Origin of the sequence: Streptomyces sp. NPDC026092, assembly GCF_040638605.1 — a bacterium.
GTDB lineage: Bacteria > Actinomycetota > Actinomycetes > Streptomycetales > Streptomycetaceae > Streptomyces.
The window spans coordinates 46,225-58,130 of record NZ_JBEZYN010000002.1; the positions used below are offsets into that span (position 1 = coordinate 46,225).

Here is an 11,906-nt window from a genome sequence, read left to right on the forward strand (position 1 = left end):
CTTGTACCTATTGCCGTCAGGCGCGCGGCTTCTCGCGCATCTCGTACGTGGCGATGACGTCGTCGATCTTGATGTCGTTGAAGTTTCCGAGGTTGATACCGCCCTCGAAGCCTTCGCGGATCTCGGTGACGTCGTCCTTGAAGCGGCGCAGACCGTGGATCGTGAGGTCCTCGGCGATGACCTTGCCGTCGCGGACGAGGCGCGCCTTGGTGTTGCGCTTGACCTCGCCGGAGCGGATGAGGACACCGGCGATGTTGCCCAGCTTGGACGAGCGGAAGACCTCGCGGATCTCCGCCGTACCGAGCTCGACCTCTTCGTACTCCGGCTTGAGGAGGCCCTTCAGAGCCGCCTCGATCTCCTCGATGGCCTGGTAGATCACCGAGTAGTACCGGACGTCGACGCCTTCGCGCTCCGCCATCTGCGCCGCACGGCCGGCAGCCCGGACGTTGTAGCCGATGACGATGGCGTCGGAGCCCATGGCCAGGTCGATGTCGGACTCGGTGACCGCACCCACACCGCGGTGCAGGACACGGATGTCGACCTCTTCGCCGACGTCGAGCTGGAGCAGCGAGGCCTCGAGAGCCTCGACCGCACCGGACGCGTCGCCCTTGATGATGAGGTTGAGTTCCTGGACCAGACCGGCCTTGAGCACCTTGTCGAGGTCCTCGAGGGACACCCGGCGGACGCGCTTGGCGAAGGCGGCGTTGCGCTCACGCGCAGCACGCTTCTCGGCGATCTGACGGGCCGTACGGTCCTCGTCGACGACCAGGAGGTTGTCGCCGGCACCCGGCACGTTGGTGAGACCGAGCACCAGGACGGGAGTCGACGGGGTCGCCTCCTCGACGTTGTTGCCCTTGTCGTCGAGCATCGCCCGGACGCGGCCGTACGCGTCGCCGACTACCACGGTGTCGCCGATGCGCAGCGTTCCGCGCTGGACCAGGACGGTCGAGACGGCACCACGACCACGGTCGAGGTGGGACTCGATCGCGATGCCCTGCGCGTCCTGGTTCGGGTTGGCCCGCAGGTCGAGCGAGGCGTCGGCGGTGAGGACGACGGCCTCGAGCAGGGAGTCGATGTGCAGACCCTGCTTGGCGGAGATGTCGACGAACATCGTGTCGCCGCCGTACTCCTCGGCCACCAGACCGAACTCGGTCAGCTGACCGCGGACCTTGGTCGGGTCCGCACCCTCGACGTCGATCTTGTTGACCGCGACGACGATCGGGACGCCGGCGGCCTTGGCGTGGTTGAGCGCCTCGATCGTCTGCGGCATGACGCCGTCGTTGGCCGCGACCACGAGGATCGCGATGTCGGTCGACTTCGCACCACGGGCACGCATGGCGGTGAACGCCTCGTGACCCGGGGTGTCGATGAAGGTGATGCGACGCTCTTCGCCGTTGACCTCGGTGCCGACCTGGTAGGCACCGATGTGCTGGGTGATGCCACCGGCCTCGCCCGCGACGACGTTCGTCTTGCGGATCGCGTCGAGCAGTCGGGTCTTGCCGTGGTCGACGTGACCCATGACGGTGACGACCGGCGGACGGGAGACCAGAGCCTCTTCGCCGCCCTCGTCCTCGCCGAACTCGATGTCGAAGGACTCGAGGAGCTCGCGGTCCTCCTCCTCCGGCGAGACGATCTGAACGGTGTAGTTCATCTCTTCGCCGAGCATCGTCAGCGTGTCGTCGGAGACGGACTGCGTGGCCGTGACCATCTCACCGAGGTTCATCATCACCGCGACGAGCGACGCCGGGTTGGCGCCGATCTTCTCGGCGAAGTCGGTGAGGGAGGCACCGCGCGACAGGCGAATGGCTTCGCCGTTGCCGCGAGGCAGCATCACGCCGCCGACCGACGGGGCCTGCATGGCCTCGTACTCCTGGCGCCTCTGACGCTTCGACTTGCGACCACGACGCGCGGGACCGCCGGGGCGACCGAAGGCGCCCTGCGTGCCACCACGGCCACCGGGGCCACCGGGACGTCCGCCGAAGCCGCCGGGACGACCGCCGAAGCCGCCGCCACCGCCGCCGGGACCACCCGGACGACCGCCGCCACCACCGGGACCGCCGGGGCGACCGGCGAAGCCGCCGCCGCCACCACCGGGACCGGCCGGACGGCCGGCGAAGCCGCCGCCACCGGGACGACCGCCGCCGCCACCCGGACGACCACCGGGGCCACCGGGACCACGGCCGCCGCCACCGGGGCCACCACCGGGACGCGGGCCGGCAGCGGGACGCTGCGGCATCATGCCCGGGTTCGGACGGTTACCGCCGGGCGCGCCGCCCGGACGGGGAGCCTGCGGACGAGGCATGCCACCGGGGGTCGGACGGGCGCCGCCCTGACCCTGGGGACGCGGGGCGCCACCGGGGCCGCCCTGCGGACGCGGGGCACCCGGAACGGCACGATCGCCACCAGGACGGGGGGCACCGCCACCCGGACGGGGCGCCTGCGGGCGCGCCATTCCGGTGGAGCCACCCGAGGTGAAGGGGTTGTTGCCCGGACGCGGACCGGCCGGACGGGCACCGCCCGGACGCGGAGCGCCCTGGCCCTGCGGACGCGGGGCACCCTGGCCCTGCGGACGCGGCGCGCCCTGACCCGGACGGGCGGGACGCTCGCCGGCGGGACGGGGTCCCTGGGCGCCGCCACCGGGACGCTGACCGGCGGCGGGAGCCGCCGGAGGCGCGGTGAACTCGGGCGCGGCCGGAGCCGGCGTGACCGGCTTGGGCGCGGGCTTCGGGCCCGGGCGGGGGCCCGAGGCGGCCGGAGCCGGAGAGGGGGTGCTGCTCGCGGGGGCCGCCGGGGTGACCGGGGCCGGTGCCGCGGGCGCGGCGGGGGCCGGCTTGGGGGCCGGGGCGCCGGGCTTGGGGGCAGCGGGACGTGCCGCGGCGGCCGGAGACGGCGCCGCGGGCTTCGAGGGGGCGGCCTTACGAGGCGCGCCAGGCTTGGCAGCGGTCTTGCCGGCGGAACCGCCGGGACCCTGCAGCGCATCAGTCAACTTGCGCACGACCGGCGCCTCGATCGTCGAGGACGCCGAACGGACGAATTCACCGAGTTCTTGGAGCTTGGCCATGACGACCTTGCTCTCCACGCCGAACTCCTTGGCGAGTTCGTATACCCGGACCTTAGCCACTTCGCTCCTTTTAGGTCCGGTTACCGCCGGACCGTCGCTACTTCATGGGCGTACTCATCGCGTACTCATCGAGTGCTCATCGCAATCTCGACCTACTTCCAACTCGCGAGGTACCTGACCGCACGGTTATCCGTGCCGTACTTCTTCTTACGGTGCTGCCTGCTCGACGTGAAAGCGGATTTCCGCCGTTTCGAGCGGACCCTGGACCTTGAAGGCCCTCGGGAACGCCCGGCGGCGGACCGCCAGGTCGAGACAGACCGAGGCGGGGTGCAGATACGCACCCCGGCCGGGCAGCGTACCGCGATGATCGGGGACGCACGCGCCCTCGACCTCCACGATGCGCAGCAGATCGCTCTTGGCCGCTCGCTCCCGGCATCCCACACAGGTTCGCTCAGGGCACGCTCGGTCTTGCGTCCGGCCAGACACGCTAAGTCTACCTCCCCGTAGCGACCTCACCCGTTTGGGGCAAAAATCGAACGGTCGTCTGTCGTGATCTCGCCGTCGCACAACGTGACGACGGCGAGATTCATTCCTCGGGACCCTCGCGGATCCCCTCCGCGCTCAGTCCCGGGCGCGCGCGTCTTCCGACGGCTGCTCGGTGTCCGGGCGGATGTCGATGCGCCAGCCGGTGAGGCGGGCGGCGAGGCGGGCGTTCTGGCCCTCCTTGCCGATCGCGAGCGACAGCTGGTAGTCCGGCACGGTCACCCGGGCGGAACGGGCGGCCAGGTCGACGATCTCGACCTTGGAGACCCGGGCCGGGGAGAGCGCGCTCGCCACCATCTCGGCCGGGTCGTCCGACCAGTCGACGATGTCGATCTTCTCGCCGAGCAGCTCCGCCATGACATTGCGCACCCGGCTGCCCATGGGGCCGATGCAGGCGCCCTTGGCGTTCAGGCCCGAACGGGTGGACCGTACGGCGATCTTGGTGCGGTGGCCGGCCTCACGGGCGATCGCCGCGATCTCGACGGAACCGTCGGCGATCTCGGGGACCTCCAGAGCGAACAGCTTCTTCACCAGATTGGGATGCGTACGCGAAAGGGTGACGGACGGACCGCGGACACCCTTGGCGACCCGGACGACGTACGTGCGCAGCCGCAGACCGTGCGTGTAGTCCTCGCCCGGCACCTGCTCCTGCACCGGAAGGATGGCTTCCAGCTTGTCGTCGAGGCGGACGAGGACGTTCTTCGGGTCCTTGCCCTGCTGCACCTGTCCGGCGACGATGTCGCCCTCGCGGCGGGCGTACTCGCCGAAGGTGACGTCGTTCTCGGCGTCCCGCAGCCGCTGCTGGATGACCTGGCGGGCGGTGCTGGCCGCGATCCGGCCGAAGTCCGACGGGGTGTCGTCGAAGTCCTTGGGCTCCTGGCCCTCCTCCAGCTCGGAGGGGTCCTCCTTCGCCCACACCGTCACGTGACCGGTCTGCCGGTTCAGCTCCACGCGCGCGTGGCGGCGGGCCGAGGGGGTGCGGTGGTACGCGATGAGGAGGGCCGACTCGATCGCCTCGACCAACAGATCGAAGGAGATCTCCTTCTCTTGTGCCAAGCCCTTCAGGAGCTTCACGTCGATGTCCACGGCTACGCCTCCTCTTCCTTCTTGTCCTTGCGGTTGAACTCGATCTCGACACGCGCCTTGGCGATGTCCGCGAACTCGGCCCGGCGGGCGGTGGGCTTGCGCCCCTTCACGCCCGGCACTTCGAGGTCGACGCCGGTCTCGTCCACGGCGAGGATGCGCGCGACGAGCTCCGCGCCGTCGTTCAGCTGCAGCTTGGCGAGGCGGCCGGTGGCGCGCACGTAGTGGCGGGGCTCGGTGAGCGGGCGCTCCGCGCCCGGGGTGCCGACCTCGAGGGTGTACTCCCCCTCGCCCATCGCGTCGGTCTCGTCCAGCGTCTCCGAGAGCGCGCGGCTCACATCGGCGACCTGGTCCAGATCGGCACCTTCGTCGGAGTCGACGACCACACGCAGCACCCGCTTGCGTCCCACGGAGGCCACCTCGATCTCTTCGAGGTCGAGTCCCTGCGCGGCGATGAGCGGCTCAAGGAGTGCTCGCAGCCTGTCGCTCTGGGTGGTGCTCATCCGGGTGACTCCTCGGCCGCGTGTGCTGTTGTGGGTTTCGTCGCGTGTCAGACCAAAGGGTATCCGGTCGCGGGGGGTGTTGCCGTCCACGGCCCCGGGGGCCGCGGGTACGCTCGCCTGCGGTGATCTTCGACCTGGCCGAGGGAGTGAATGTGGGGCGCACGGGGACCTTGGGCAGGCGCGCGCTCCTGGCCGCGGGGGCGGTGACGCTGGTCGGCTGCACCGCCGAGAGCGGCCCCGAGCGGCCGAGGAAGCCGAGCGCGGCCGAGCTCGCGGCGCGGGCCGAGGCGGCGCTGCGGCGCCGTTCGGCGGCGACGAGCCGGACCCTGCTGGAACGTTACGACGAGGTGCTCGCCGCCCATCCGGCGCTGACCGCGCGGCTGACCCCGCTGCGGACGGCGGTGGCGGCGCACGCGGCCGCGCTCGCGGAGGGCGCGGAGGCGGGCGGCACTCCCGGTGCCGCCGGTGCGGCCGGGGACGCCGGAAAGACCGGAAAGGCCGCTCCTTCGGCGGACACCCGGTCGGCGGATCCCGGCGACGGACCGGCCGCGACGCCGTCGGCCCCGGGGACCCCCGCCTCCCTTCCCGTACCGGCCGATCCGGCCCTCGCGCTGAAGGAACTGGCGGCGCTCGCGCGCAGGACCGCCGACGCGCACGCGGCGGCGCTGCTCGACGCGGAGCCCGAGTACGCCCGGCTGCTCGCCTCGGTGGCGGCCTCCGGCGCCGCGCACGCGTACCTGCTGACCGAAGGAGGCCGGGCATGAGCGCCCTCGAAGCGGCGCGAGCCGCGCTCGCCGCCGAGCACGCGGCGGTGTACGGGTACGGGGTCGTCGGCGGCCGGATCGGCGCCGAGCGGCGGGCCGAGGCCACGGCCGCGTACGAGGCGCACCGGGCCCGGCGCGACAGCCTGCGCAGGACCGTGCGGGACCTGGGCGGCGAACCGGTCGCGGCGGCGGCCGGCTACGAGCTGCCGTTCGCGGTGCCGGACCGGGCCGCCGCCGTACGGCTCGCCGCCGTCCTGGAGGACCGGGTGGCCGGGGTGTACTCCGACCTCGTCCGGGCGGCCGAGGGGCCGCTGCGGCGGGAGGCGGCCGCCGCGTTGCGCGAGGCGGCCGTACGGGCCGTCCGCTGGCGCGGCACCGACGTAACCTTTCCTGGGCTCGCCGAGCGGGCGTAGCGCGGACCCGAAACGGCCCTGACCAGGCTTCGTACTGCAGAAGGAACAACGCACGCATGGCTTTCGAACCGCCGCAGCGACTGGTGCGGACGCTCGCCGAGACGTACGGCGACGCTGTCGCGGCCGAGTGGCTCGAAAAGCTGCCCGAACTCGCGCGGACCACGGTGGAGCACGCCTCCCTGGACGTCGAGCGGGTGATGGCGCCCGGCGGGCGCAGCAGCCTGGTGGTGCTCGTACGGCGCCCCGACGGATCCCCCGCCGCGCTGAAGATCGCCCCCGAGGCCGCACGCCCCGATCTGGAGCGGGACGCCCTTGCGCACTGGGACGGCTGGGGCGCGGCGCGGCTGCTCGACGCGCCCGAGGACGGTTCGCTGCTTCTGGAGCGGCTGCATCCGGAGGTGTCGCTGCGGTCCCTGCCGGAGGCGAAGGCCCTCCTTGAGGCGGCGGGCACGGTACGGAGGCTGTGGGTCGAGCCGCCCGCGGGGCACGGCTTCGAGACGGTCGCCGAGCGCACCGCACGGCAGGCGGCGGCGATGGACTCCTACCGGGGCGAGGTCGAGACCGGGGCGCTGACCGCCGCCGCCCTCGAGGTGCGCGAGGAGCTGGTCGCGTCTCCCCCGGAGACGCTGCTGCTGCACGGGAACTTCCGGCAGGGCAAGGTGCTCGGCGGTGACCGTACGCCGTGGCTGGCCGTCGGCCCCGAGCCGCTGGTCGGCGAGCGCGCCTACGACCTGGCGCGGCTCGTACGGGACCGGGTCGAGGATCTGGTGGCGGCCTCGGCCGGGGCGTCGTCGGCCCGGCGGCGGGTCAACCGGCTCGCGGATTCGCTGGAGGTGGACCGGGAACGGCTGCGCGGCTGGACCCTGTTCCGCGCGGTCGAATCGGGGACCCGGGCGCTGACGGCGGGCCGTCGGCAGGACGCGGAGCTGCTCCTGGAGTTCGCGGGCTGGCTGTAGGGGAATACCTTTGCTGTAGGACTCGGCTCGGACCTTTGGGGGCCGTGATGGTCGAGGAGATTCTCGCAGCGGCGGCGGCGACCGGAGTGGCCGCCTTGGTGTACGTGGGCGCGGCGGCACGCGTGGTGAAGCAGTACGAACGGGGCGTGGTCTTCCGCTTCGGCCGGCTCCTGGGCGATGTCCGCCAGCCGGGGTTCACGATGATCCGTCCGGTCGTGGACCGGCTCCACAAAGTGAACATGCAGATCGTGACGATGCCCGTGCCCGCGCAGGAGGGCATCACGCGGGACAACGTGACGGTGCGGGTGGACGCGGTCGTCTACTTCAAGGTGGTGGACGCGGCCGAGGCGCTGGTGCGGGTGGAGGACTACAAGTTCGCCGTCTCGCAGATGGCGCAGACCTCGCTGCGGTCGATCATCGGCAAGAGCGATCTGGACGATCTGCTCTCCAACCGGGAGAAGCTCAACCAGGGCCTCGAGCTGATGCTGGACTCGCCGGCCATCGGGTGGGGTGTGCAGATCGACCGGGTGGAGATCAAGGACGTGTCGCTGCCGGAGACCATGAAGCGGTCGATGGCGCGGCAGGCGGAGGCGGACCGGGAGCGGCGCGCGCGGGTGATCAACGCGGACGCGGAGCTCCAGGCGTCGAAGAAGCTGGCGGAGGCGGCGGGCGTGATGTCGGCGCAGCCGGCGGCGCTGCAGCTGAGGCTGTTGCAGACGGTGATGGCCGTGTCGGCGGAGAAGAACTCGACGCTGGTGCTGCCGATCCCGGTGGAGCTGCTCAGGTTCCTGGAGCGGGCGGCTCCGGCGCCGGACCAGCCCGCGACGCCCCGGCAGGAACCTCTCCCGGGCGTCCCGGCCGTCGAGGACCTGGCTCTGCCGGAGCCGCCGCTGGCCTCGGACGAGACGCTGACGGGCGCGCCGGTGGAACCGTTCCCGCAGGACAAGGCGGCGTGACGCGGGTGGGGGCGCCCGAAGGCACCCCCACCCCTGCGTCTACGGCCGTCAGGCGCTGAGGCGGGCGATCGCCTCGTCGACCGTCAGCTCCTCGCGCTCGCCCGTGCGGCGGTCCTTCAGCTCCAGGACGCCCTCGGCCGAGCGGCGGCCGGCGACGAGGATCTTCGGGACGCCGATCAGCTCCGCGTCGGTGAACTTGACGCCCGGGGAGACGCCCGCGCGGTCGTCGACCAGGACGCGGAGGCCCGCGGCGCGCAGCTTCTCGGAGACCTCCAGGGCCAGTTCGGTCTGGAGCGCCTTGCCGGCGGCGACCACGTGGACGGCGGCCGGGGCGACCTCGGCGGGCCAGCACAGGCCCTTGTCGTCGGCGGACTGCTCGGCGAGGGCGGCGACGGCACGCGAGACGCCGATGCCGTACGAGCCCATGGTGACGCGGACGGGCTTGCCGTTCTGGCCGAGGACGTCGAGCTTGAGGGCGTCGGCGTACTTGCGGCCCAGCTGGAAGATGTGGCCGATCTCGATGGCGCGGTCGAGCTTCAGGCCGGTGCCGCACTTGGGGCACGGGTCGCCGTCCAGGACGACCACGACGTCGACGTACTCGTCGACCTCGAAGTCACGGCCCGCGACGACGTCCTTCGCGTGCGTGCCCTCCTTGTTGGCGCCCGTGATCCAGGCCGTGCCGGGCGCGACGCGCGGGTCGGCGAGGTACTTCACCTTCTCCAGGCCCTGCGGGCCGACGTAGCCACGGACGAGGTCCTCGCGGCCGGCGAAATCCGTCTCGGTGACCATCTCGACCGTGGCCGGCGCGAAGTGCGCCTCGACCTTGCTCAGGTCGACCTCGCGGTCGCCGGGCACGCCGACGGCGACGATCTCGCCGTCGACCTTGACCAGCAGGTTCTTCAGCGTGGCCGAGGCCGCCACGCCGAGGGAGGCGGCGAGGGTCTCGATGGTGGGGGTGTCGGGGGTGGGGATCTCCTCGGCGGCGGGGACGGCCGAGCCGTCGACCGGCTTCAGCTCGTAGGTGATCGCCTCGGTGTTCGCCGCGAAGTCGCAGTTCGGGCAGTCCGCGAAGGTGTCCTCGCCGGCCTCGGCGGGGGCGAGGAACTCCTCGGACTTCGAGCCGCCCATCGCGCCCGCGGTCGCGGCGCAGATACGGTAGTCGAGGCCGAGGCGCTCGAAGATCCGCTGGTAGGCGGCGCGGTGCAGGGCGTAGGACTGGGCGAGGCCCTCGTCCTCCGTGTCGAAGGAGTACGAGTCCTTCATCAGGAACTCGCGGCCGCGCAGGATGCCGGCGCGGGGGCGGGCCTCGTCGCGGTACTTCGCCGCGATCTGGTACAGGATGACGGGCAGGTCCTTGTAGGACGAGCACTGGTCCTTGACCAGGAGCGTGAAGATCTCCTCGTGCGTCGGGCCGAGGAGGTAGTCGCCGCCCTTGCGGTCCTGGAGGCGGAAGAGCTCGGCGCCGTACTCGTCCCAGCGGCCGGTGGCCTCGTAGGGCTCACGGGGCAGCAGGGAGGGCAGCGAGACCTCCTGGGCGCCGATGCCGTCCATCTCCTCGCGGACGATCCGCTCGACGTTGGCGAGGACCTTCTTGCCCAGGGGCAGCCAGCTCCAGATGCCGGCGGCGGTACGGCGGACATAGCCGGCCCGGACGAGGAGCTTGTGGCTGAGGACCTCGGCGTCCGCCGGGTCGTCGCGCAGCGTCTTCGCCATCAACTGGGACATGCGCTGGACCGGTGCGTTGGCCATGGTTCTCGTACTCCTGCCGGAAATCTGGGTGATGGCTAGGGGGTGTCCGGCGGACCAGGGTCGGACAGGACGCGGCGTCTGGTGCGGTGCCTCGCAAGGCGCCGGAGCGCCTTGATAGCGGAGCTATTCAGGCGTTTCGGCAACGCGGCGTGGGGGTCCCCCCTGCTCGAAGAGCTTGGGGGAGTGCCGTGCCAGACGTCGTGGCCCCGGCCATGGTCCGCCGGACACCCCCTAGGAGGTTAGCCGGGCGGCGCCTGCGGGCGGAAATCAGTTCCCGGTCGCGGCCCGTCGGGGCAGCGGGAGCGGGGCGCCCATCACGGCGTACGGGCGGGGGGCGCTCGGGAAGTGGACCTGCCGGGCGAGGTCGACGTAGCCGAGGGAGCGGTACAGGCCGCGGGCGGGGCTCTCGGTGTCGATGGCGGAGAGGATCGAGCGGGGCAGCTTCGACTGGTCGGTGATGGTGGTGATCAGCTCGCGGCCGACGCCCCGCCCCTGGTGGCCGGGGTGGACGTGGAGCTCGGTGATGACGAAGGAGTCGTCGAGCCAGTCGGCGGTGCCGTTGGAGCGGAGGTACGGCTCGACGATGGAGGACCACCAGTGGGCGCGGTCGTTGGGCATCCCGTACACGAAGCCGACGAGCCGGCCGGAGGCGGTGGTCGCGCCGTACGCGCGGGCGCCGGGGTTCTGGAGATGGCGCAGCACGATGTGGCGGCGGACGACGACCTCGTCCGCGCTCAAGCCGAAGGCGATCGCCTGAACGGCGAGGGCGTCGTCGACCCGTGCGGCGAGGTCGACGGGTCCGATCCTGACGTGGCTCTCGGCGTCATCCATGCGCCGCACCTTACAAGCGCCTCGGAGCGCGTGCTTCGGAACCGGACGCGGGCTCAGAACAGGACGCTCATGAAGGCCCCGACCTCGCGGAACCCGACGCGGCGGTACGCGGCCCTGGCGGGGGTGTTGTAGTCGTTGACGTACAGGCTGACGACGGGGGCGACGTCGGCGAGGGCGTAGCGGAGCACGGCGGCCATGCCGGTCTCGGAGAGGCCGCGGCCGCGGTGCTCGGGGGCGACCCAGACGCCCTGGATCTGGCAGGCCTGGCGGGTGGCGGCGCCGATCTCCGCCTTGAAGACGACCTTGCCGTCCTCGACGCGGGCGAAGGAGCGGCCGGTGCCGACGAGTTCGGCGACGCGGGCCTGGTAGAGCAGGCCGCCGTCGGCGGCCATCGGGGAGATGCCGACCTCCTCGGTGAACATGGCCACGCACGCGGGCATGATCAGCTCCATCTCGTCCTTGCGGATGCGGCGGACGAGCGGGTCGGCCTCGACGGTGGCGGAGGGCGCTTCGGTGACCATCAGCGGCTGGTGGGCGCGGACGTCGCGGGCGGGGCCCCAGCTGGGCTCCAGGAGGCTCCAGAGCTGGGAGGTGGGCTCGGAGGGGCCGACGATGGAGGAACAGCGGCGGCCGGTCCTGCGGGCGCGGTCGGCGAAGGCGCGGACGGCGTCGGGGGTGGCGCAGAGGGGGACGAGGTTGGCGCCGGAGTAGCACAGGGAGCGCAGCCGCCCGTCGGTGTACCAGCCCCACATCTCGCCGCCGAGGCGCCAGGGGTCGAGCCCGGCGGCCTGGACGCGGGCGGTCACGAAGGCGTTCTCGACGGGGGCGCTCTCCAGGACGGCGAGCGCGGCGCCGAGGTCGGCGGGTTCGAGGACCCGGGTGGTGGTCTGCGTCAACACGAGGGGGCCTCACCATGCGGTCTGCTGATTCTCCGCACTGTACCTAACGCGCCGAGGAGGTGACGGGTGAGTGCGCGGGGCCCACGCGGGGTGCCCTTTCGGGCACGGTCCGGCGCCCGTGGGTGCTCGCCCGGCCGATCCTCGGGGG

At 72.2% G+C, this 11,906-nt stretch carries 11 protein-coding genes; 4 read left to right on the plus strand and 7 right to left on the minus strand.

Features of this window, described 5'->3' with window-relative positions:
* Positions 1-16: 16 nt before the first annotated feature.
* The 4 genes from infB to rimP all read right to left on the minus strand — a co-directional run bounded on the left by infB (position 17) and on the right by rimP (position 5,190).
* Positions 17-3,121: a translation initiation factor IF-2 gene (infB, locus tag AB0F56_RS02870; protein WP_362003282.1), complete on the minus strand. Its 3,105-nt coding sequence runs from the start codon at positions 3,119-3,121 to the stop codon at positions 17-19.
* Between the two features lie 147 nt (positions 3,122-3,268).
* Positions 3,269-3,547, minus strand: coding sequence for a YlxR family protein (locus tag AB0F56_RS02875; RefSeq protein ID WP_362003283.1), 279 nt, complete (start codon positions 3,545-3,547; stop codon positions 3,269-3,271).
* A gap of 135 nt (positions 3,548-3,682) precedes the next feature.
* Entirely contained in the window at positions 3,683-4,690 is a 1,008-nt protein-coding gene (nusA, locus tag AB0F56_RS02880; protein WP_362003285.1) for a transcription termination factor NusA, read from the minus strand.
* 2 nt (positions 4,691-4,692) lie between these two features.
* Positions 4,693-5,190 carry a ribosome maturation factor RimP gene (gene rimP / locus AB0F56_RS02885; RefSeq protein WP_361967968.1) on the minus strand — a complete coding sequence of 166 codons (498 nt, stop codon included), beginning with the start codon at positions 5,188-5,190 and terminating at the stop codon, positions 4,693-4,695.
* A 125-nt stretch (positions 5,191-5,315) separates the two neighbouring features.
* Here rimP and AB0F56_RS02890 point away from each other — a divergent pair, with 125 nt between their 5' ends.
* Genes AB0F56_RS02890 through AB0F56_RS02905 form a run of 4 tightly spaced genes read left to right on the plus strand, consistent with a single transcriptional unit; the run spans position 5,316 to position 8,279 of the window.
* Entirely contained in the window at positions 5,316-5,954 is a 639-nt protein-coding gene (locus AB0F56_RS02890) for a hypothetical protein (RefSeq protein WP_362004003.1), read from the plus strand.
* Positions 5,951-6,367 carry a ferritin-like domain-containing protein gene (locus tag AB0F56_RS02895; RefSeq protein WP_362003287.1) on the plus strand — a complete coding sequence of 139 codons (417 nt, stop codon included), beginning with the start codon at positions 5,951-5,953 and terminating at the stop codon, positions 6,365-6,367. The genes AB0F56_RS02890 and AB0F56_RS02895 overlap by 4 nt, the downstream gene beginning before the upstream one ends.
* Before the next feature lie 56 nt (positions 6,368-6,423).
* The gene (locus AB0F56_RS02900; RefSeq protein ID WP_362003289.1) at positions 6,424-7,323 is read left to right on the plus strand and encodes an aminoglycoside phosphotransferase family protein; all 900 of its coding nucleotides are present in this window, start codon (positions 6,424-6,426) and stop codon (positions 7,321-7,323) included.
* Between the two features lie 47 nt (positions 7,324-7,370).
* A complete protein-coding gene (locus AB0F56_RS02905; RefSeq protein ID WP_362003290.1) occupies positions 7,371-8,279 on the plus strand; it encodes a slipin family protein in 909 nt (302 codons plus the stop codon).
* A 48-nt stretch (positions 8,280-8,327) separates the two neighbouring features.
* Here AB0F56_RS02905 and AB0F56_RS02910 read toward each other — a convergent pair whose 3' ends face one another.
* The 3 genes from AB0F56_RS02910 to AB0F56_RS02920 all read right to left on the minus strand — a co-directional run bounded on the left by AB0F56_RS02910 (position 8,328) and on the right by AB0F56_RS02920 (position 11,758).
* Positions 8,328-10,028, minus strand: a complete 1,701-nt coding sequence (locus AB0F56_RS02910; RefSeq protein WP_362003292.1) for a proline--tRNA ligase — start codon at positions 10,026-10,028, stop codon at positions 8,328-8,330.
* A gap of 267 nt (positions 10,029-10,295) precedes the next feature.
* Positions 10,296-10,859, minus strand: a complete 564-nt coding sequence (locus AB0F56_RS02915) for a GNAT family N-acetyltransferase (protein WP_362003293.1) — start codon at positions 10,857-10,859, stop codon at positions 10,296-10,298.
* A gap of 53 nt (positions 10,860-10,912) precedes the next feature.
* Entirely contained in the window at positions 10,913-11,758 is an 846-nt protein-coding gene (locus AB0F56_RS02920; protein WP_362003294.1) for a GNAT family N-acetyltransferase, read from the minus strand.
* Between the last annotated feature and the right edge of the window lie 148 nt (positions 11,759-11,906).

Excerpts from the sequence above, each read along its gene's own strand:
- rimP (WP_361967968.1), bottom strand. The coding sequence starts at position 5,190 with ATGAGCACCACCCAGAGCGACAGGCTGCGAGCACTCCTTGAGCCGCTC.
- AB0F56_RS02895 (WP_362003287.1), top strand. The coding sequence starts at position 5,951 with ATGAGCGCCCTCGAAGCGGCGCGAGCCGCGCTCGCCGCCGAGCACGCG.
- AB0F56_RS02900 (WP_362003289.1), top strand. The coding sequence starts at position 6,424 with ATGGCTTTCGAACCGCCGCAGCGACTGGTGCGGACGCTCGCCGAGACG.
- AB0F56_RS02905 (WP_362003290.1), top strand. The coding sequence starts at position 7,371 with ATGGTCGAGGAGATTCTCGCAGCGGCGGCGGCGACCGGAGTGGCCGCC.
- AB0F56_RS02910 (WP_362003292.1), bottom strand. The coding sequence starts at position 10,028 with ATGGCCAACGCACCGGTCCAGCGCATGTCCCAGTTGATGGCGAAGACG.
- AB0F56_RS02915 (WP_362003293.1), bottom strand. The coding sequence starts at position 10,859 with ATGGATGACGCCGAGAGCCACGTCAGGATCGGACCCGTCGACCTCGCC.